The 20,274-nt window shown below is 55.8% G+C and carries 17 protein-coding genes; 6 read left to right on the top strand and 11 right to left on the bottom strand.

Features of this window, described 5'->3' with window-relative positions; translation table 11 throughout:
• Window position 1: 1 nt before the first annotated feature.
• Genes WA429_RS08015 through WA429_RS08000 form a run of 4 tightly spaced genes read right to left on the bottom strand, consistent with a single transcriptional unit; the run spans window position 2 to window position 2,354 of the window.
• Window positions 2-262 carry a phosphopantetheine-binding protein gene (locus WA429_RS08015; protein ID WP_068516994.1) on the bottom strand — a complete coding sequence of 87 codons (261 nt, stop codon included), beginning with the start codon at window positions 260-262 and terminating at the stop codon, window positions 2-4.
• Complete coding sequence (locus tag WA429_RS08010; RefSeq protein WP_287465446.1) at window positions 237-1,187, bottom strand: lysophospholipid acyltransferase family protein; 951 nt, start codon at window positions 1,185-1,187, stop codon at window positions 237-239. The genes WA429_RS08015 and WA429_RS08010 overlap by 26 nt, the downstream gene beginning before the upstream one ends.
• Entirely contained in the window at window positions 1,180-1,947 is a 768-nt protein-coding gene (locus WA429_RS08005) for a beta-ketoacyl synthase chain length factor (protein WP_287465447.1), read from the bottom strand. Before WA429_RS08005 ends, WA429_RS08010 begins: the two co-directional genes overlap by 8 nt.
• 8 nt (window positions 1,948-1,955) lie before the next feature.
• Window positions 1,956-2,354, bottom strand: a complete 399-nt coding sequence (locus WA429_RS08000; protein WP_287465448.1) for a hypothetical protein — start codon at window positions 2,352-2,354, stop codon at window positions 1,956-1,958.
• A gap of 131 nt (window positions 2,355-2,485) precedes the next feature.
• Here WA429_RS08000 and WA429_RS07995 point away from each other — a divergent pair, with 131 nt between their 5' ends.
• Window positions 2,486-3,133 carry a 4'-phosphopantetheinyl transferase family protein gene (locus tag WA429_RS07995; protein ID WP_287465450.1) on the top strand — a complete coding sequence of 216 codons (648 nt, stop codon included), beginning with the start codon at window positions 2,486-2,488 and terminating at the stop codon, window positions 3,131-3,133.
• Window positions 3,134-3,153: 20 nt separating this feature from the next.
• On the opposite strand, the gene WA429_RS07990 is transcribed toward WA429_RS07995, so the two are convergent.
• Complete coding sequence (locus WA429_RS07990; RefSeq protein ID WP_287465452.1) at window positions 3,154-3,549, bottom strand: hypothetical protein; 396 nt, start codon at window positions 3,547-3,549, stop codon at window positions 3,154-3,156.
• Between the two features lie 190 nt (window positions 3,550-3,739).
• On the opposite strand from WA429_RS07990, the gene WA429_RS07985 reads away from it, so the two are divergent.
• A complete protein-coding gene (locus WA429_RS07985; RefSeq protein WP_068516989.1) occupies window positions 3,740-4,144 on the top strand; it encodes a DUF2218 domain-containing protein in 405 nt (134 codons plus the stop codon).
• Between the two features lie 157 nt (window positions 4,145-4,301).
• On the opposite strand, the gene WA429_RS07980 is transcribed toward WA429_RS07985, so the two are convergent.
• Window positions 4,302-5,189 (bottom strand): LysR family transcriptional regulator, encoded by an 888-nt coding sequence (locus tag WA429_RS07980; RefSeq protein WP_287465453.1) that lies wholly within the window; start codon window positions 5,187-5,189, stop codon window positions 4,302-4,304.
• Between the two features lie 152 nt (window positions 5,190-5,341).
• Between WA429_RS07980 and WA429_RS07975 the strand changes: the two genes are divergently transcribed.
• A complete protein-coding gene (locus WA429_RS07975; protein ID WP_114113052.1) occupies window positions 5,342-6,841 on the top strand; it encodes a CoA-acylating methylmalonate-semialdehyde dehydrogenase in 1,500 nt (499 codons plus the stop codon).
• A 116-nt stretch (window positions 6,842-6,957) separates the two neighbouring features.
• Here WA429_RS07975 and WA429_RS07970 read toward each other — a convergent pair whose 3' ends face one another.
• Genes WA429_RS07970 through nirB form a run of 4 tightly spaced genes read right to left on the bottom strand, consistent with a single transcriptional unit; the run spans window position 6,958 to window position 13,465 of the window.
• Entirely contained in the window at window positions 6,958-7,968 is a 1,011-nt protein-coding gene (locus WA429_RS07970) for a siroheme synthase (protein ID WP_114113051.1), read from the bottom strand.
• Window positions 7,940-10,648 (bottom strand): nitrate reductase, encoded by a 2,709-nt coding sequence (locus WA429_RS07965; RefSeq protein ID WP_114113050.1) that lies wholly within the window; start codon window positions 10,646-10,648, stop codon window positions 7,940-7,942. The genes WA429_RS07970 and WA429_RS07965 overlap by 29 nt, the downstream gene beginning before the upstream one ends.
• Window positions 10,638-10,988 carry a nitrite reductase small subunit NirD gene (gene nirD, locus WA429_RS07960; RefSeq protein WP_068516984.1) on the bottom strand — a complete coding sequence of 117 codons (351 nt, stop codon included), beginning with the start codon at window positions 10,986-10,988 and terminating at the stop codon, window positions 10,638-10,640. Before nirD ends, WA429_RS07965 begins: the two co-directional genes overlap by 11 nt.
• 5 nt (window positions 10,989-10,993) lie before the next feature.
• A complete protein-coding gene (gene nirB, locus WA429_RS07955; protein WP_287465456.1) occupies window positions 10,994-13,465 on the bottom strand; it encodes a nitrite reductase large subunit NirB in 2,472 nt (823 codons plus the stop codon).
• 632 nt (window positions 13,466-14,097) lie between these two features.
• On the opposite strand from nirB, the gene WA429_RS07950 reads away from it, so the two are divergent.
• From WA429_RS07950 to WA429_RS07940, 3 genes are all read left to right on the top strand, one after another.
• Window positions 14,098-15,549, top strand: coding sequence for a NarK family nitrate/nitrite MFS transporter (locus WA429_RS07950; protein ID WP_287465457.1), 1,452 nt, complete (start codon window positions 14,098-14,100; stop codon window positions 15,547-15,549).
• A gap of 137 nt (window positions 15,550-15,686) precedes the next feature.
• On the top strand, window positions 15,687-16,277 hold the full coding sequence (locus WA429_RS07945) for an ANTAR domain-containing response regulator (protein WP_068516981.1): 591 nt from the start codon (window positions 15,687-15,689) through the stop codon (window positions 16,275-16,277).
• A gap of 3 nt (window positions 16,278-16,280) precedes the next feature.
• Window positions 16,281-17,462 (top strand): CmpA/NrtA family ABC transporter substrate-binding protein, encoded by a 1,182-nt coding sequence (locus tag WA429_RS07940; RefSeq protein ID WP_068516980.1) that lies wholly within the window; start codon window positions 16,281-16,283, stop codon window positions 17,460-17,462.
• A 29-nt stretch (window positions 17,463-17,491) separates the two neighbouring features.
• Here the strand turns inward: WA429_RS07940 and WA429_RS07935 are convergent, their stop codons facing one another.
• Window positions 17,492-20,272 (bottom strand): sensor histidine kinase, encoded by a 2,781-nt coding sequence (locus WA429_RS07935; protein ID WP_206928150.1) that lies wholly within the window; start codon window positions 20,270-20,272, stop codon window positions 17,492-17,494.
• Window positions 20,273-20,274: the final 2 nt, after the last annotated feature.

Raw genomic sequence — 20,274 nt, 5'->3', positions numbered from 1 at the left:
TTTACGCCCCTTTCTCTGACTGGATGAAGGTCGCCAGATTGCGTACAGAGGCAAAATGCGTTTTGACGTTTTCGTCTTTGGCATCAATGCGCACATCGTATTTTTTCTGAAGCGCGACGCCAAGTTCCAGGGCATCGATGGAATCAAGGCCCAGCCCATCAACAAACAGGGCTTCGGTGCTGTCGATATCGTCGACCTGCACATCTTCAAGATTAAGGGTCTCGATGATGAAGGCTTTAAGTTCTGTTTCCAGCGAAGTCATGTTTCAATCTGCTCAAGATATATTCTTTGATGAACCGTGTCAGCGCGCGCGATTGCTTCGCCCGCGGCAACCCGGGATCATGTATGTCGTTAAATAAGATGGGGGGATCAACTTCCAGCCGGAATTGGATTTTGGACGGCGGAATACGATACCACGGGACCCCTTTTTTCAACGTATCGTGATTACAGTGTACAACCACAGGAATCAAGTCGGCTTGTGTCTCTATCGCGATGTTTGCAGCCCCGCGCTGAAGCTTGCCGAGCTTGCATTTCGGCGGGGTCCGGGTGCCTTCGGGAAAGATCATGATATTCGCCCCGGCGGCCAGATGATGACGGGCCTGAACAATCAGGTTTTCCGGATTGTCGTCATTGCGAATGAAACCCGCCGCGCGCACCACCCCGAACAAAAACGGGTTGCGAAACAGCTCGTGCTTGACCACGCACTGGCATCTGTCCATCCGTGACAGGATCATCACCACATCAAGCAGGGTCGGGTGATTGGCAATGATCAGTGCGCCGCGCGCAGTGCGCAAACGGTCAACATTGTGTGCTTCCACACCGGCGACCCCGGTGATATCGAGCATCCAGGTAAATAGCCGAAATCCGCGGCAAATGACAAATTGCGCGTATTTGCGGCGTCTGGCGCGGTTTTGCAGAACCACCATCATGGCCGGAAAAATCGTAAGTGCCATCAACAGCCCGCCAAGCCCGAAACTGCAAAAGGCAAATCCGGTGGCAAATAACCGCCAGTACCAGTTAAGGCCACGGGCCTGCCGGGGCGGGGTTTTGCGGGTTTTGCTGGTATTGCGGGGTTTGTCCGGGCGTGTGTCGCGCGCCGGTCTGGCGCCCATCACCGTTTGTTCGGGCGCTTGCGTGCGGGGATGATCCGGGGCGGCGGGGCGCTGGGCCAGGGCGGATTTAGTCATGGCGTGTGATGGTCCAGGCGCTTGATTTTCCGGCAATGCGAATATCGTTCTGAGGTGACGATAAAAGATCAACCAGTGCCTTGGCATGGTCAATGGCGCTTGCGGGCGAAAGCATGCTGCGTTCGTCTGTAGTCAGGCTTTTGAAACGGTACAGCTCGCCATCATGATCGCTATTGCGATCGCCATTTTGCGGATCAAAACGGATGGCAAGTGCCATGCCCTGATCGGACTGTGCGGTTTGATCATTATAGATTTCCGGCAGGGGAAGATCGACAAAACACAGAATGACCGGCCGTGCATCTGATGCAAGTTGCGCAAGTGTTTCGGTCAGTGCGGCAATCAGGCTGTCATCCCCGGCGGAAATGGCCGTATGGCTTTCGGTGATCGACCAGTTGATGGATGCCACCCCGATAAAGGCATTATGGACCGACATGCTGAAATCGGCGGGGGAAACGGCATCATCGGTGGCAACCTGATGAAGGAGTTTGACCGTGCGGTCGATATTGCCGTGGCGTGAACAGAAAACGATGCGCGGATTTTCGGTGGTCTTGAGTGTGTGGGACAGCACCTCGGCGGCGGCGCGACCAAACAGGTCCAGTCGCCGCCGCCAGGCTGGTTTGATGCTGCGCGCCAGTTGGGAGGGATCCGATGGTTCGGTTGTGATCCGGGGATCCCCGTCACGCTTTGTGGTCAGGGTGGCCTGACCATCGGTATTTTCCCAAAAAGCCCAGCAGGGCAGGCAGGCGCAAAGCAGCGTCATCTGAAGTCCTAGTTGGCAAGTGCGGCGCGGGCAGAGACCGCACGCAGGATATCCTGTCTCAGGTTGTTGACCCAACGGTTATAGTTCCGGTGAATCTGGCTGCCATTATAGTTCAGATTGGTGCTGTCGACATAAATGATCGAATAGTTCTTTTTATCAAAGGAGATGGCAACTTCTGCGCTGTGTGAACGCGGTGCATAGGTTGCCTTGAGATGTCCTTCGCCTTCGCGCTGAACAATCCAGTCGCGTGCAGATGCGGCTTCGATGATGGTTGCTTCAATTTCTTCCATGCTGAGCTTTTCGACATCGCTCGGGAAGGGCTGGTTCGAAAAGTTCTGAACAGTTGCCGTGCAGGCACTGAGTGCCGCAAAAACGATGGCAACTGCTGCAAGTTTCAAGCTACGCATTTTGATCTGCCTTGATTCTTTGGTGAAAACGAATTCAATTGATCGCAGTCATGATTGGCCGGGAAACATGATTTTTCATTGCTTCTGACCGTGCTCGTGTGACCAGAGTTCAGCAATAATGGATTGTGCTGGTGGCGACAAGTACCACTTTTGGGATCGACCGTTTGCCGGGAATGGCGCATTGTTCAGCTTTGGATGAAGGGGTTGTTTACGCGATCCGCACCCATGGGGCCGAGCTGCCGACTGCCCGCTCATCACGCCGGGAAATGTCCGCGCTCGCACATGAATTGCTGGGGCTTCTTGCCAGAAAAGTCATTTCCGAAAGTGCTGATTTGCCCCGTGCCGGGATACAGGATGCGGGGCCGCATGATGACATTGGTCATGATCTCGGCGACGGACAGGGACTTGTTTTCAAGGATGCCGACGGGCGGCCCTGGGTGCGGGGGGCAGGTCGGGATGGGGCAAGTCTATCGGCCTCGATCAGCCATTCCCGGCACGTGATTGCGGTCGCGCTGGCGACACGACCGGGCATTTCGGTCGGTATCGACATTGACTATAAGGACGCCCGCCGACCGGTTGCCGACATGGCAGAACAATTGTTGTTGCCGCGATCAACCAGCCTTGGTGATTTCTATCAGGCGTGGTGCCGCTATGAAGCGGTTTTCAAGGCCACAGGAATTATCGACCCGCAGGCACAAAAAAGGGTGTCGCCAGTCGTGGAACATGTACCGAAACTGCCAGCGGGTTTTGCCGGCCGCCTTGTCGTGACGGCGTCCTGAAGGATCGCGATATCGCGCGGCTAACCATCCAGAAACACATCAGTTGGCGCGCTGTCTTGCATGGTTACGTGTTCAGCATAGGCCGGTTGCCCTTCATGGCGAAATGGCATGTCTTGGGTATGTCCAAGACATAACTGCGCATGTATCTGCGCGGCTGGTTGGTGATCCCGACGGTTTGGTTTGTCATGCCGGGGTGTCATGCCGTCGTGGAAAGATCTGGTTTGGGCCTGTTCCGATGCGGTCAAAGCTGGTCCCAAGAGCCGTAAGTTTCGTGCATGGAGTCGCCATTTCGTGAATTTTTTACGGCTGCGGCCCAAGGTGCAGGTCGCTGGTTTCATGGGATTTTTATGACATTTTCGATTTTTGATCGTCATCGAATTGGCAGAAAATAAGATTTTTATGAAAAAAATCGCCATGACGGGTTGCGCTTCGACGATTTTGAGACATTTTCCGCTTTAGAAAATGTGGTCTTTACATTAAAGCTCACATTTTAGTGACCACCGGTCACTATTGTCGCGTGCATGTATTCTGTGCTATGCAGGTGATAGGGGTAATGGGGATTCGTTTGGTGCATTTTATGCGCCATTGGAAGAAATGGGTTTGTGCATGTCTGACCGGATAATCAAGGCACAGGGTACCGGCCAAGATAAGGATGATGATGCCCCGGCGGAATCATCGGAAATGACAAACCATCCGGATATGGAATTGGATCAGGATATGGACGCCAATTATTGTTTTGCGGATATCTATCTACGCAACGCCCCCCGCTATCTTGAAGGCTTTCTTGGTTCTGTGCAGGAACCGGTTCATGGTGAACTGCGCGATGCAAACAAGGGTCTTCTGGCCTTTGAGGACGGGGTTTGTGAAATCTCTGCCAGCTCATCTTTCCTGACTGTCGCGATGTCGGCTTCCGACGGTAAGGGCCTTGATCAGATCCGCGGTTATTTCGAAGAAAAATTGCGGAGCCTGTCCGATCAGCAAGTGATCGAATTTGACTGGCGTAAACATTGACCATTGGTCATTAATATTTGATCTGACCGGTCTTTGACCGTCAGATGCGCCCGCAAAAGCGGACCCCATCCAGGCACAAGGACAGATCCTGTCTTTGTGCCTGATGTCGTTGTGGGGACGGGTTTGTCGCCTTTGGTTCGGGTTTGGGTTTGGTTGGTTAGCTCATGACGAACCGGTCGCGCGCTGCGCGGACAACACGCGTGATATATTCCGCGACCGACGCAACGCTGCGCGTATCCTTGGTGTCAGGATGCTGAAGCATCCAGTAATTGCGGGTAAAGCGGATTTCAGGCAGCAAACGCACAAGATCAGGCACACCATCTGTGGCATAATCATGCAGGATACCAATGCCATGTCCGTTGCGTACGGCTTCCATCTGGGCGACCACGCTGCCGCATTCAAAACGACGTTTCATCAATTTGCCAAGCCGGGCAGCATAATCAAGTGCGCGGCTGTAAATCAGGTCTTCGATATGGGTGACAAACAGCCGGTCTGAAAGGTCGGCCTCTGTTCGCACATCCCCGTAACGCTCAATGTAATCCCGGCTGGCATAGACGCTGAGCGTATAGTCGGTCAGCTTCTTGATCACCAGCCGTCCCTGTTTGGGGCGATCAAGGGTGATGGCGATGTCGGCTTCGCGTTGTGACAGGGAAAATGTGCGAGGCAGCGGCACAATCTGGATAACCAGATCCGGGTGATTTGCCGCAAAGTGAGCCAACTCACTTGCCAGAAAATAGTTCCCCAATCCATCGGGTACACCAACCCGGACCGTGCCGCTGATGACTTCGGACTGGTTCGAAACAGCGGTCCCGGCCCGCAGAAACGCAGATTCAGCGGCCTCCGCCGCAGTCATCAATTCGCGCCCTGCGGTGGTCAATTCCGATCCGGTGGTGCGCCGGTCAATCAGTTTGGTGCCAAGTTCCTGTTCAAGGGCGGTCAGTTGCCGTCCGACCGTTGCATGGTTCAGGCCAAGCTGGCGTGCGGCGGCCAGGATTTGGCCCTGCCTGGCGACGGCAAGGAAAATGCGGAAGCGATCCCAATCCATTACGATGAATGACCTCTGATGACTTTAATTTTTGCACATCGAATTTGCAGGAATGATAATTGATGTGCATTGCAGTGCATAGTCATAATGGACCTAGTTTGCCGGTGATGAAATCAGGCAATCCGAAATCAGGTTTAGTCGGGAGGAACCCCATGTCGACCCAGATCACCCATTACATCAATGGCAAGCGCGTCGCCGGTAAATCCGGTCGTTCTGCTGCTGTCTTTAATCCGGCAACCGGCGCACAAAGCGGCACGGTTGATCTTGCATCCAAATCCGAAGTACGTGCCGCTGTTGAATCGGCTGCGGCTGTTCGCGATGAATGGGCCAACACCACACCACTTCGCCGTTCGCGTATCCTCAACAAGTTTCTTGGCATTCTTGAAGACCGTTCCGAAGAACTGGCCGCGGCAATCACCGCCGAACATGGCAAGGTTCTGTCCGATGCGCTGGGCGAAGTCACCCGCGGGATCGAGGTTGTCGAGTTTGCAACCGGTGCGCCGCAGTTGCTCAAGGGTGAATTCACCGAAAATGTTGGTACCAAGGTCGACAGCCATTCTGTGCGTCAGCCGCTGGGGATCGTTGCCGGTATCACGCCGTTCAACTTCCCGGCCATGGTGCCGATGTGGATGTTTCCGGTAGCACTTGCATGCGGTAACTGCTTTATCCTCAAACCGTCCGAACGTGATCCGTCCGCATCCCTTCTGCTGGCTGAATGGCTGACCGAGGCCGGTCTTCCTGATGGCGTGTTCAACGTTGTTCAGGGCGACAAGGAAGCGGTTGATGCGCTTCTGTTTGATCCGGACGTCACCGCGATCAGCTTTGTCGGATCGACCCCGATTGCCAAATACATCTATGAAACCGCAACCGCGCAGGGCAAACGTTGTCAGGCCCTTGGTGGTGCGAAAAACCACATGATCATTATGCCGGATGCCGACATGGATCAGGCGGTTGATGCCCTGATGGGGGCTGCATACGGGTCGGCTGGCGAACGTTGCATGGCAATTTCGGTGGCCGTGCCGGTTGGCAAGGCGACCGCAGATACCCTGATTGAAAAGCTGGTTCCGCGCATCAATGAACTGCGCGTTGCACCGGGGACCGATCCGGCGGCTGAAATGGGACCGCTGGTAACGGCAGCCCATCGTGACAAGGTGGTCGGCTATATCAACAAGGGTGTCGAAGAAGGTGCCAAGCTTGTCGTTGATGGCCGCGATATCAAGCTTCAGGGCTATGAAGAAGGCTACTTTGTCGGGGGCACCCTGTTTGATGACGTCACCCCGGATATGAGCATCTACAAGGAAGAAATCTTTGGCCCGGTTCTGTCGGTCGTTCGCGCCGATGATTACGAAACCGCTGCCAACCTTGTCGATAGCCACGAATATGGCAACGGTACTGCGATCTTTACCCGTGATGGCGATACGGCGCGTGAATTTGCCGCACGTACCCAGACCGGCATGGTCGGTATTAACGTTCCGATCCCGGTTCCGATGGCGTTCCATTCGTTTGGTGGCTGGAAAGCATCGCTGTTTGGCGATCATCACATGCATGGTCCCGAAGGTGTGCGTTTCTACACCAAACTGAAAACCATCACTTCGCGCTGGCCGACCGGTATTCGCAAGGGTGCGGAATTCGTCATGCCGACGATGAAATAACTTTTGCTAATCTGGCGAAAAGAAAGGCGCGCAGGGGGTACTTTGCGCGCCTTTAGTTTTTGTGGAATACGGGGAGCCATAATCCACAGGGTGAACCGGAAGGACGTCAGGATGATCTAGTGCGTGATCACCTGGGTCAGGGTGACGATATTGAAACCCTGTCGGGCGAAAATTCTGGTTTGCTGTTCAATGCTGTCACGTTTGGCGTCGGGGTCGTGATCAAGGCTGATGCAGCCAATCGGGATCAGGGTGGCATCGCGCCGGGCAAGCGTCAGGATATCTTCGGCAATGTGGTCTTCGTGAAAGACGATATCGGCGGTTTCAATCGCGCGCGCGATGCCGTGCGGAAGATCAAAGGCAGTATCGGCATGGATTTCGGCATTCATGATCTGCCCGCCGGGGACGGTCGCGCTGCTGCCATCGGGAACGAACTGGCGCAGGGCATGGTCAATATCGCTGTCGCGTGCGGTGCCGGTCGGGGTTTCTTGCAATCCGCGCTGGAAAAAATGGGTCCAGAACCGCTGGCGTGACACATTGTCATGAAGGTGATCGGCGACCTTTTGTCGGGCATCGCGGGCAATACGGGCCAGTTGTGCCATGGATGCCGGAAGGACGGTTTCAAGGCGCTGCCGGATGATGCGTGCAAGCGCCGGGGCGCAGGCACCCGTTGATATCGTGATCATCACCGGTGCGCGATCAAGGATTGCCGGCACGATGAAATCGCAATGCGGGGTCTTGTCGACCACATTCAAAAGTATGTTGCGCCGTCTGGTCGCGGCCTGCACCCGTGCGGTCAAATACGGATCATCGGCGGCATCAAATACCATGACCGCCCGGTTGATCATGGTGTCGACGAAGGGCGCGCTTTCCCAAACGATCCGCCCTTCGTCCACCATCACGGCAATGTCGTCGCAGATTTCGGGTGCGACGACCGTGATCTTTGCCTGACTGCGCACAAGCAGGCGCAGCTTGCCAAGTGCGACTTCGCCGCCGCCCAGCACCAATACCTTTTTGCCGGTCACATGTATGAAGGCCGGAAAATAGGCGAAGTTTTCAGATGTCTCAGCATGGGCGGCAACATCTGGCGTAAGCCCGCGATTATTCTGCGGCGCGCGGTAATGCGTCATCGAGAATCTCCTTTATTTCCGGCAGGCACGAACCGCACCCGGTCCCGGCCTGAAGCAAACGGCCAATATCGGCGGCCGTTACGGCATTCTGATCAGAAATGGCACGGCTGATGGCCGCCAGCCCGACCGAGAAACATGAACAGATCAGGCGATCATTGATTGCGCCCGCATCGGGCATCCGCCCGGCCAGAAGGGCATTGCGTTCCAGGGGGGCGACCTGATCGGTTGCCAGCAGGTTTGAAACCCAATCCCGGCCAAGGGCTGGGCGGTCCGGGCCGATGAAAAGGGCGCCGGTAACACGATCGCCGTTCAATCGGGCATAACGATGAACGCCCTTTTTGCTGTCGCTATATTCAATGACCTGTTCGTCATCCTCGTTTGCTGCAATTGGCAAAAGGGACTTGAATATCATCGGTTCGGATCCGGCGATTTCATAAATCATGCTGCCCGGTCCGGTCGCCGCCACCCAATAGGGCAGGCTGCCAAGATCAACCGGGGTGCTTGAAAACAGCAATCCCTGCCATTTCGGGACAAATGGTTCGAGGGCAACGGGGATATGTTTGCTTTCGGGCTGGCCGGAATGGGGATCAACATTGGGGGGCAAAAGCCGACCAATCCCGCCTGCTGCCGAAAAGATATCGTTCCAGTGCATGGGAACGAAAACCTGTCCGGGCATTTGCGCATCTGTGACCAGAACCCGCATCAGGGACGCGCCATGGCTGCTTTTGATCCGGGCAATGCCACCATCCGAAAGCCCGAATTTGGCGGCGTCCTTTGGATGGATTTCAAGCAGCGGTTCCGGGCGATGGGCCGAAAGACGTGCTGCTGTGCCAGTGCGTGTCATGGTGTGCCATTGATCCCGATACCGGCCGCTATTGGCAATAAGCGGGAAGTCGCGACTGGTTCGGGATTGCGGTGGAATATGCGCAACAGCCAGCATTTTGGCCCGACCGCTTGACGTGGTGAATATGCCGTCACCATAAAGCCGTTGGGAACCGCTGGCCGGTTGATGTTTGCGAGAAGCCGGCCACTGAAACGGTTCCATCGCGTCATAGGCCGATTTCCTGGCCTTGTGCCAGATGCCGATATCAAAGGCCCGCATGCCGTCATTTTCAAATTCCGAAAGGGCGGCATGTTCGGCAAAGATATCGGCGGGATCCTTGTATTTGAAAGCCTTGCCATATCCCATGGCACGCGCGACTTCGGTCATGATCCACCAGTCGGGCTTGGCATTGCCCTGGGCCTCGCGGAACGGGCGTTGGCGCGATATGCGCCGTTCGGAATTGGTGACGGTGCCCGATTTTTCGGCCCAGCCGGTGGCGGGCAATTTGATATGGGCATGGCGCAATGTGTCGGTGTCATTGACGACATCGGATGCAATCACAAGCGGACAACGCGACAGGGCAAGGCGCACACGATCCGCATCCGGAAGGCTGACTGCCGGGTTGGTTGCCATGATCCAGACGGCCTTGATTTCACCGGTTTCAATGGCGCGGAACATGTCGACGGCCTTGTATCCTTCGCCCGGTTCAAGGGCATCGGATTTCCAGAACCGTCTGACACGATCAATATCGACCGGATCATTGGGGTTCATATGGGCGGCAAGCTGATTGGCAAGGCCGCCAACTTCGCGCCCGCCCATGGCATTGGGTTGGCCGGTGACGGAAAACGGGCTTGAACCCGGTTTTCCGACACGACCGGTTGCCAGATGGCAATTAAGGATCGCATTGACCTTATCCGATCCGCTAGATGACTGGTTCACGCCTTGTGAAAAGACCGTGACGGTACGATCAAAGGCCGCGAACCAGTTAAACAACGTTTCCAGTTTTCCCAGACCTGAGCCGGTTTCATCGGCGCTGTCTTGTTGGTCGAGCCCGCATTTTTGTGCGGTTGTCTCGATATCCGGGCAGTCGGCCCGGGCCTCTGCCACGGCCTGTTCATAGCCGCTGACATGGCGGGCGACGTAACGAAGATCGGTATTGCCAGTCTGGTCAAGCCAGGCCAGCAAACCGTTAAACAGGGCAACGTCGCTGCCCGGTTTGATGGCAAGGTGCAGATCGGCAATATCGCAACTTGCCGTCCGTCTTGGATCAATCACGACAATCTTGGTGCCGTGTTTTTCCCTGGCCGCACGCAGGCGCTGATTAAGCACCGGGTGGCACCATGCCAGATTTGACCCGGTCAGAATGACCAGATCGGCGATTTCAAGATCTTCGTAACATCCGGGCACCACATCGGCGCCAAAGGCGCGCTTGTGTCCGACCACGGTCGATGCCATGCAAAGACGTGAATTGGTATCGATATGGGGTGACCCGATGAAGCCCTTGATCAGTTTGTTGGCGACATAATAATCCTCGGTCAGGAGCTGCCCCGAGACGTAAAAGGCCACCGATTTCGGACCATATTTTTCAATGGTATCGCGCAGGCGATTGGCGGTCTCGGCAATGGCGGCTTTCCAGCCGACCTGTTTGCCGTCGACTTCCGGTTCAAGCAGGCGAAAATCGCGCTTGGTCTCGGCCATGATGGTATCGATCAACGCCGCCCCCTTGGAGCAGATGCGCCCAAGGTTGGCGGGGTGGTCGGGATCGCCGCCGACAGCCCATCCGTCACGGGTTGGCGAAATGATCAGGCCACAGCCAACACCGCAATAGGGGCAGGTTGTTTTGACCTCATCCCGCATGGCGCAATCCAGCTTGCAGTTCGGTCAGACCAACCCGCACCATGCCGTCAATGACCTTGCATTCGACCTTGGCGGCACAGCCGTCATCGGGGCCCTGTGCCTCGCCGGTTTCAAGCGAAAACACCATGTTATGAAGCGGGCAGGTGACGAAATGGCCATGCACGATGCCTTGTGCCAGGGGGCCTTGCTTGTGCGGGCAGCGATCAAGCAGGGCAAAGATCTGATCATCAAGGGTTCTGAAAATCGCGATGCGATCGGTTTGGGTTTGCAGGGTACGCGCGCCTTGCTGCGGGATATTGGCAGCGGGTCCGACTTCTACCCAGGTCAGATTGTTCGTCATCTGTCTTACTCCGCTGCGACCATCGAAAGGGGTTTGAATTCGTGGGCGTCAACGCCCTCGGATGCGCGTTCGGCCCATGGGTCTTTCTGGGCGGTTTGCTGACTGATCATGAAGCGATCAAACAGGGCTTTGCGATTTTCGGCATCATCCACAACCCGTTCCTGAACATGTTTCAGGCCAACGCGTTCAATCCATGGTGCTGTGCGTTCCAGATAACGGGCTTCTTCGCGGTAAAGCTGGATAAAGGCACCGCAATATTCCTTGACCTCTTCATCGGTCGTGACCTTGCACAGAAGTTCGGTCGCGCGGACATGGATGCCGCCATTGCCCCCAACATGCAAATCCCAGCCGCCATCGGTTGCCACCACGCCGAAATCCTTGATGGTTGCTTCGGCACAGTTGCGCGGACAGCCCGATACGGCCATTTTGAACTTGTGGGGCATCCAGGACCCCCAGGTCATTTTTTCAAGTTCGACCCCCATGCTCATCGACATCTGGGTGCCGAAACGACACCATTCCTGTCCGACGCATGTTTTGACGGTCCGAAGCGATTTGCCATAGGCATGACCCGATACCATGCCTGCGGCATTAAGATCGGTCCAAACCGCCGGCAGGTCTTCCTTTTTCACACCCAAAAGATCAATGCGCTGACCGCCGGTAACCTTGACCGTCGGGATGTCGAATTTATCGGCGACATCGGCAATAGCGCGCAGTTCGCGCGGATTGGTCAGGCCGCCCCACATGCGCGGCACCACGGAATAGGTGCCGTCTTTCTGGATGTTGGCGTGTACGCGTTCATTGATGAAACGTGATGCGCCATGATCGACATATTCCCCCGGCCATGCAGCCAGAAGGTAATAGTTCAATGCCGGGCGGCAAACATGGCACCCATCGGATGATTTCCATTCCAGTTCCTGCATGATGGCGGGCATGGATTTAAGGCCCTTGGCAATGATCAGGCGGCGCACGCTGTCATGATCATGTTCCGTGCAGGTGCAGATCGGCTTGACCGTTGCGGCCTGATACTCACCGCCAAGGGTCGCCGCAAGCAGGTTTTCAACCAGCCCTGCACATGATCCGCAGGACGCCGACGCCTTGGTGTGGCCTTTGACTTCATCAAGCGTCGTCAGGCCCTTGTCGGTGATGGCAGAAACGATGGAACCTTTGCAAACGCCGTTACAGCCACAAATTTCTGCGTCATCTGGCAGGGCTGCAACGGCGTCAAGAGGGTTTCCGGCAGATCCCCCGGCAAACGCCTGACCAAAGGCGAGGGTGTCACGGAGTTCCGTAACATCCTGTCCGTCCTTCATCAGCTGGAAATACCAGCCGCCATCGGTGGTATCGCCATAAAGAACCGCGCCCTTGATCTTGCCGTCTTCAAGGACGATGCGTTTGTAAACGCCCCGTCCGGCATCGCGGAACACGATTTCCTCGGTATTGCCGCCACCTGAAAAATCGCCGGCGGAAAAAACATCAACCCCCGTGACCTTAAGTTTGGTCGAGGTGACCGACCCGGCGTAGCCATCGGTCGCAATCTCGGTCAAATGATCGGCACAGGATTTCGCCATTTCAAACAGTGGTGCGACAAGGCCATAGCACTGGCCGCGATGCTGTACGCATTCGCCAACCGCAAAGATCGCCGGGTCACTGGTGGTCATGACATCGTCAACGACAATGCCACGTTCGACTGCGATGCCGGTGTCTGCGGCAAGGCGCCCGTTGGGGCGAATGCCAACAGCCATGACCACCAGATCAGCCGGGATCATGCGCCCGTCCTTAAGACGCACGCCGGTTACGGTTTCTGTTCCGACGATTTCGGCGGTGTCGGCCTCGGTAATAACCGTGATGCCGCGCCGTTCAAGTTCCTGTGCCAAAAGGTAACCCGCAGACGGATCAAGCTGGCGTTCCATGACATGCCCGGCCAGATGCAAAACCGTCACATCCATGCCGCGTGCCTGAAGTCCGACCGCGGCTTCAAGACCCAAAAGCCCGCCGCCAATCACAACGGCCGGTCCGCCCTTGGCCGCAGCACCCAGCATGACATCAACATCATCGACATCGCGGAAGGTAACAACACCAGAAAGCTTGTGGCCGGGAACCGGAATGATGATCGGGTCCGAACCGGTGGCCAGCAACAGGCGGTCATATTCGGTTTCCGTGCCGCTTTTGGAAATGACGACCTTGCGGATACGGTCAATTTCAACAACCGGGTCGCCGGAATAAAGATGGATGTTGTTTTCGCGATACCATTCCGGGGTGTTGATCACAATCTCGTCAAAATTCTTTTCACCCGACAGCAGGGGCGAAAGCATGATGCGGTTATAGTTCACGCGCGGTTCGGCACCGAAAACCGTGATGTCGTATTTGTCCGGTGCGCGGTTCAGGATTTCTTCGACCGTTCTCATGCCGGCCATGCCGTTGCCAATGACAACCAGGCGGGATTTTGCGGCTTTTATGTTTGCAGGGACGTGGTTCATTTGTCTCTGGCTCCTCGTCGCGGGATGCGAAGTTGGCACAAAAAAAACGCCCGATGCGGCCTGCTCTTTTAAAAGGCATTTCGCAACGGACGTCGTTATCCGGTGAACCCGTCTTTGGATTCTTTATATATGCAATCGGCTTTTCGGCCGGAGCCGCAGGCGACACTGCCCGCGCTCATGCCCCGATATATTCAAGTCCCGTGCCAGAATGGAAAACGGGGAAAATTATCTTGCAACCGTCTGTAATTTAACGGGGATTGCAATCCGGATGGTTGAGTTGTTATGCAGGGAATAATCGGTTTTGATTAAAAAATAAACAGAGCAAAATCGACAAGATTAAAAAATGTGCAAAATTGTAAAATTTGCAAAAATCCAAAATTGCTGTTTGCAGGCGCGTTCGTCCAAAACCATTGGATTCCAGCAATTTGCAAATTTTATCCCGCATCGCGAAAAAACTGGCGCGCTGTTTGCAGCATGTCATCCCGTGTGAGCAGCTTTGACGAAAGCAGGCCCAACGACGGGTGGCTCACAGTTCTTCGTCCAACGGCGGACGATCAGACGTTTGGAACAGCAGCGCGATGGACGCGCAGCCTTTCCGATACGAATGACGGGTCGCCTGCGGAATCCATCAGATGAAGCAAGAGGCCCATGGGGAAAAACCGTCGGTCGTACACAGCATCTCGCAAGCTCTGCGCGACCTAAACGAAGGGCTTCACATTATGGAAATCAAGAACAAGGCTACACGCATAAATCTTTTCAGTCTCAAGACTGTTCAGATGCGGACTTTTCACCTGACCTGGCTTTCATTCTTCCTGTGCTTCTTTGGCTGGTTCGGGATCGCGCCGTTGATGCCGCTGGTCCGCGATGATCTCGGACTTACCAAAAGCGAAATCGGCAGCACCATCATTGCATCGGTTGCCATCACGGTTCTGGTACGGCTTCTGATCGGACCGCTTTGCGACAAGATCGGCCCGCGCAAGACCTATACCGGGCTTCTGGTTCTGGGGTCGCTTCCGGTCATGCTGATCGGTCTTGCCGACAGCTATGAAACCTTCCTTTTGGCGCGTCTTGCCATCGGGGCGATCGGGGCATCCTTTGTGATTACCCAGTATCATACATCCATGATGTTTGCCCCCAATGTCGTCGGCACGGCAAATGCCACGACGGCCGGCTGGGGTAACCTTGGCGGTGGTGTCACCCAGATGGTCATGCCGCTGATCCTTGCCATGGTGCTCGGTTTCGGTGTTGCGGAAACCATGGGCTGGCGTCTGGCGATGGTGTTCCCGGGTGCGATCATGCTGGTGGTTGCCGTTCTTTACTGGGTCTTCACCACGGATTGCCCGGAAGGCAACTATGACGAGATGCGCAAAAGCGGCGCACTCAAACCCGAAGACGATACGGCCGGTGCTGCCAAGGGCATGATGGCCGCGGTTTCCGATTACCGCGTCTGGGCATTGTTCCTGGTCTATGCTGCCTGCTTTGGCGTTGAGCTGACCATCAACAACATTGCGGCGATCTATTTCTTCGACAAGTTTGAACTGTCGCTGGCAACGGCGGGCATGATTGCCGGTCTGTTCGGTCTGATGAACATCTTTGCCCGCACGCTGGGCGGTGTGTTTTCCGATAAATTTGCCGCCAAGGGTGGCCTTTCGGGCCGCGTCAAATTCCTGTTCATGGCGCTGTTCATCGAAGGTGTCGCACTTGTTGCCTTCTCCCAGATGGAAGCACTGGCTGTTGCGGTTGCCGTGATGATCGTCTTCTCGCTGTTTGTGCAGATGTCCGAAGGTGCGACTTTCGGGATCGTACCGTTTGTCAATCGCAAGGCACTGGGTTCGGTTGCCGGTATCGTTGGTGCCGGTGGCAATGCCGGTGCGGTTGCGGCGGGCTTCCTGTTCAAGTCCGAAGAACTTACCTATCAGGAAGGGCTTCTGTATCTGGGCTGTGCCGTGATCGTTTGTTCGTTCGCGGCCTTGGCGGTGCGGTTCTCTGCGGCGACCCAGGCCGAGGAAAAAGCACGGTTTGAAAGCGCACAGGCCGAACGCCTTGCCGCGTCATCACCGGCGCAGGCAGTACCGGCGGAATAAGGTTTCCGCCAATCAGATCTTTTCGGGATGCGGTGGATATCGCATCCCGGACATCAATCCGGATCCGAAAACGGGACGGAAATTAAAAACAAAAGAGAGACGCGACCACCCGGGTTGTCAGGGAGTTAGAGTTAATTTTGGTAAAGCTGGAAGAATATAACATTCTGGTAATTGACGAGAATCCCGATCGCGCAGCCATAGTCGAACGTGGCCTGGTCGAAAGCGGATATGCCCGCGTCGCCCGTATCGGGACGTCACATAATCTGGTCGAACGCATTCAGGCGCTGGCGCCTGATATCATCATTATTGATCTGGAAAACCCGGACCGTGACACGCTTGAACAGATGTTTCAGGTGTCGCGCGCCATTGCACGCCCGATCGCGATGTTTGTTGATCAAAGCGACGCCTCAATGATCCAGGAAGCCGTATCGGCCGGGGTCAGTGCCTATGTGGTGGACGGCCTGCGACAGGACCGCATTCGTCCCATCGTCGAAATGGCGATATCGCGCTTCAATGTTTTTGATCAGCTCAGACGCGAACGCGACGAGGCGCAGGCAAAACTCAATGAACGCAAACTGATCGAACGGGCCAAAGGCATCCTGATGAAGGAAAAAGGCCTGTCCGAAGAAGATTCTTATGCGCTGCTGCGCAAGAACGCCATGAAACAGAATCGCAAGATTTACGAGATCGCCCAAAGCGTCATCACGGCGTTTCAGTTGGAGTTTTGAGGAATGGCTGAAAAGGTTCGTCTTGGTTTTGTCCCGCTTGTTGATTGCGCCATACCGGTTGTCGCGCGCGCGATGGGCTTTGCCGAGCAGGAAAATATTGATCTGGAACTGGTCCGTGAAATGTCATGGGCGGCCATTCGCGACAAGCTTTCCTATGGCGTGTTCGAAGCAGCCCATCTTCTGGCAGGCATCCCGATTGCCGCCCGTCTTGGCCTTGGCGGGGTCCCGGTTCAACATATTGTCGTGCCGATGGCATTGGGACGCGGGGGAAATGCGATCACGGTTTCAACCAGATTGTATCAGCGCATGCTTGAAGCTGACCCGGCGGCAATGCATGGCCCGCGCGGACTTTCGGGCCGCGCCCTTAAAAAGGTGATCGATGAAGATCGGGCTGCGGGTCGGCCGGTCATGTCCTTTGCGACGGTATTTCCGTTCTCCAGCCATAATTACGAGCTGCGCTACTGGATGGCGGCGGCCGGGATCGATCCGGACCGGGACGTGAATATCGGTGTGATTGCCCCGCCGCGCATGTTTGACAGTCTGCGCAATGGCTGGGTCGATGGCTATTGCGTGGGTGAGCCCTGGAACCAGCGCGCGGTATTTCATGGCGATGGCGTGATTGTCGCGCTTAAGGATGATATCTGGCCGCGCAGTCCGGAAAAGGTTCTGGGTATTCGCGAAGACTGGGTGAATTCCAGCCCGGAAACGGTATCGGGTCTTGTCCGGGCCCTTGTGCGTGCCGCCGAATGGGCCGATCAGCCGGGCAACCGTTCCGAGCTGGCGCAAATGTTGTCCGAAGAATCCAATGTCGGCGCGCCCTATGAAATTCTTAAGGCGTCGCTGGGCGGGCGGCCGGTTCTGCGCCCGGGCGAAGCCCCGACCGATATCCCCGATCGCCATGTGTTTTATCGCTATACCGCTACTTTCCCGTGGCTGTCACAGGGAAGCTGGGTGGGGACACAGATGAAACGCTGGGGACAGGTACCTGCGGATTCCGATCTTAATTCCGTGGTGCGCCAGGTTTATCGCCCCGATCTGTATCGCGCGGCGGTGGCTGATCTTGATGTCGCAGTGCCCAAACATGACTGGCGGGTCGAAGGCGCAAATGATGCCGATGACCGGTCCTTTGTCGGGCCGGACAGTTTTCTTGATAATACGGTTTTTGATCCGGAAAAGGTCAGCTGATCGGCGCTATCCGGACGACGGGCGCGGGATCAGGTGCCAAAACTGTCCGTGCGGAAGCCGCCCGGGCGGACCGCATCGATGGCCTCCATGATCTGGCCGGGAATGAATACCCGGAATGTTGCGCCTTGGCCTGGCGGGCTTTCAGCCCATATTTTGCCCTGGCAATGTTCGACAACATGGCGGGCAATCGCCAATCCAAGGCCCGACCCGGATGGTTTTGGCTGATCATCGGCATATTTGCCGCTGCGCGAAAACTTGTCGAAGATGGTTTCAAGTTCGGTCTGGGCAACCCCGCGGCCATTATCGGTAATCGACACCAGATATCCGCCATCCATGGCCTCGCCGCGTACGGTCACGCTGGGATGGTCGGGATCGGCAAATTTGGCGGCATTGGACAAAAGATTGATAAACACCTGTGTCAGACGGTCGCGATCAACATGCAGTAATACCGACTGACGTGAAAACTCGGTCGTCAGCTGCACGGCGCGACTGTCAAACAGTCCCTTGACCGCTTCGACACTTTCATCAAGCACGGTACGCGGATCGACATCAACTGCGCGCCAGTCTGAATGTCCGGCTTCAAGCCGGGCCAGATCAAGATGGTCATCAATCAGGCGGGTCAGGCGTTCGCTTTCGCGGACAATGATCGACAGGAAATGTTCGACCTTGTCATGTTCAAGGTTGGGGGTATCGACCAGGATTTCCGAAAATGACCGGATCGATGTCAAAGGTGTCCGGAATTCATGGCTGACCATGGTCAGGAATTCATCCTTGAGCCGGTCAAGCTCCTTGAGCCGGTCATTGGCGGCCCGCAATTCGGCGGCGGCTTTTTCCAGTTCATGGGATTTTTGTTCAAGCCGCTGGGAATATTCGATCACATGTGATGTTTCTTCAAGGATCTCAAGGACTTCTTCAAGGCTGACCATTTCACCCTTGGCAACCGATGACACCATCACGCGTGCCGATGCCGCCCCGATGGACCCGGCAAGCAATCGTTCGGTAAAGGCAATCATATCGGCATCTGCTTCGCCCTTGCCGCGCCAGGATGTGTCTTTTTCCCAGCCGAATTCGCGGAACGAGTGAAAGGCGCGTTCGCGTCCCAGAAACCGTTCAACCAGTTCATACAGATCATCAATCGATGCGGAAGATCGCCAGATCACCGTGTCCTGTCCTTTGCGCGAAAAGGCATCGACAAACAAAGTCGCCTGAATACGTTCAAGCGCGCTTGGCTGGGTGAACAGGCTGATCAGCACGTAAAAGGCGGTATTAAGTGAAATCGACCAGATCAGCGCATGGGTCAGCGGGGCAAATCCGGTCAGGCCCAGCAGGTTTTCGGGCCGCAACCACGGATGCCCGAATGCGCCGTTCTGGATCAGGGCCGGGTCCATCCAGCCGCTATCGGCAAGAGATGGCAGCAACAGGGTATATCCCCAAAGCGCAAAGCCGACGACAAGCCCGACCTGCGCGCCGGTTTTGGTGCCGCCTTTCCAGTAAAGGCCCCCAATCATGATCGGAATGAATTGTGCGGTGGCGGCAAAGGAAATCAGTCCGATTTCAGCCAGTGCATCGGTGGCCCCCGCTGATCGGTAATAGGCAAAGCCCAGAAATACCACGACAACAATCGATGCGCGGCGGATGAAAATCAAAAGTCCGGTCAGATCATCGCGTTCGGTCAGACGCAGCGGCTTGATGCGCAAAAGTGCCGGGACAATCAGGTCATTACAAACCATGGTCGACAATGCGATGGTGGCAACAATCACCATGCTTGTGCTGGCCGAAAGTCCGCCGACATAGGCCAGCAGTGCCAGCATCGACTGGTTTTCAAACAATGGCACGGAAATGACGAAAAAGTCCGGGTCCGCCCAGGCGGGCAGGGCGCCAAGCCCGGCAAGGGCGATGGGCAACACAAACAGGTTCATCAACAACAGATAAAGCGGAAAGGCCCAGCTGGCCGTGGCAAGATGGCGTTCATCGACATTTTCAACAATGATCACCTGAAACTGGCGGGGCAGACACAGGATTGCCGCCATCGACAGCATCATAAGCGTCAGCCAGCGCGGCGCGCTGTCTTCGCGCAAAAGCAGCAATTGCGCCGTATCGGGATTGGCCGCGGCCTGTGCAAACAGATCGCCGATCCCGCCATACATCACAAAGCAGACAAAAATGCCGACCGCCAGAAGGGCGAACATCTTGACCAAGCTTTCAAAGGCGATGGCGGCAACCATGCCTTCGTGATGTTCATCGGCATCAATGAAACGCGTGCCAAAAAGAATGCCAAACAGCGCGAGACCAAGGGCCGCCCAGAAACCGCTATCGGAAAAGATCGAAAGACTGTGCTGTGCGGTTTCGACCATGCCATGGTCCCAGACGGTTAAAACCGTATAGCTGGTTGCAATCGCCTTGAGCTGAAGTGCGATATAGGGCGTGGTGCCAACAACCGCGATCAGGGTGACAAGCACGGAAAGCTGGGTGCTTTTGCCGTAACGCGATGAAATGAAGTCGGCGATGGAGGTGATGCGATGGGCCTTGGAAATGCGTAGCATCTTGCGCAACAAAAACCACCAGCCCAGGAAAATCACCGTCGGACCAAGATAGATCGTCAGATATTCCAGCCCGTTGCGCGCCGCCGTTCCAACCGCGCCATAAAATGTCCAGGATGTGCAGTAAACGGCAATCGACAGGGTATAGACCGTCGGGTTCCGGACCCAGGAATGACCATCACGGGCCCGTTTGTCGCCCCACCAGGCAATGGTGTAAAGCAGCCCGACATAAAACAGCGAAACGAAAATCACCAGTTCCGAGGACAGCATTT

Source organism: Thalassospira sp. CH_XMU1420-2, assembly GCF_037029325.1.
Lineage (GTDB): Bacteria > Pseudomonadota > Alphaproteobacteria > Rhodospirillales > Thalassospiraceae > Thalassospira > Thalassospira povalilytica.
This window is presented reverse-complemented; position numbering and strand designations above follow the sequence as displayed.

Coding starts and splice junctions, on each gene's coding strand:
- WA429_RS08015 (WP_068516994.1), bottom strand. CDS start 262: ATGACTTCGCTGGAAACAGAACTTAAAGCCTTCATCATCGAGACCCTT.
- WA429_RS08010 (WP_287465446.1), bottom strand. CDS start 1,187: ATGACTAAATCCGCCCTGGCCCAGCGCCCCGCCGCCCCGGATCATCCC.
- WA429_RS08005 (WP_287465447.1), bottom strand. CDS start 1,947: ATGACGCTGCTTTGCGCCTGCCTGCCCTGCTGGGCTTTTTGGGAAAAT.
- WA429_RS08000 (WP_287465448.1), bottom strand. CDS start 2,354: ATGCGTAGCTTGAAACTTGCAGCAGTTGCCATCGTTTTTGCGGCACTC.
- WA429_RS07990 (WP_287465452.1), bottom strand. CDS start 3,549: ATGGCGATTTTTTTCATAAAAATCTTATTTTCTGCCAATTCGATGACG.
- WA429_RS07985 (WP_068516989.1), top strand. CDS start 3,740: ATGTCTGACCGGATAATCAAGGCACAGGGTACCGGCCAAGATAAGGAT.
- WA429_RS07980 (WP_287465453.1), bottom strand. CDS start 5,189: ATGGATTGGGATCGCTTCCGCATTTTCCTTGCCGTCGCCAGGCAGGGC.
- WA429_RS07975 (WP_114113052.1), top strand. CDS start 5,342: ATGTCGACCCAGATCACCCATTACATCAATGGCAAGCGCGTCGCCGGT.
- WA429_RS07970 (WP_114113051.1), bottom strand. CDS start 7,968: ATGACGCATTACCGCGCGCCGCAGAATAATCGCGGGCTTACGCCAGAT.
- WA429_RS07965 (WP_114113050.1), bottom strand. CDS start 10,648: ATGCGGGATGAGGTCAAAACAACCTGCCCCTATTGCGGTGTTGGCTGT.
- nirD (WP_068516984.1), bottom strand. CDS start 10,988: ATGACGAACAATCTGACCTGGGTAGAAGTCGGACCCGCTGCCAATATC.
- nirB (WP_287465456.1), bottom strand. CDS start 13,465: ATGAACCACGTCCCTGCAAACATAAAAGCCGCAAAATCCCGCCTGGTT.
- WA429_RS07950 (WP_287465457.1), top strand. CDS start 14,098: ATGAAGCAAGAGGCCCATGGGGAAAAACCGTCGGTCGTACACAGCATC.
- WA429_RS07940 (WP_068516980.1), top strand. CDS start 16,281: ATGGCTGAAAAGGTTCGTCTTGGTTTTGTCCCGCTTGTTGATTGCGCC.
- WA429_RS07935 (WP_206928150.1), bottom strand. CDS start 20,272: ATGCTGTCCTCGGAACTGGTGATTTTCGTTTCGCTGTTTTATGTCGGG.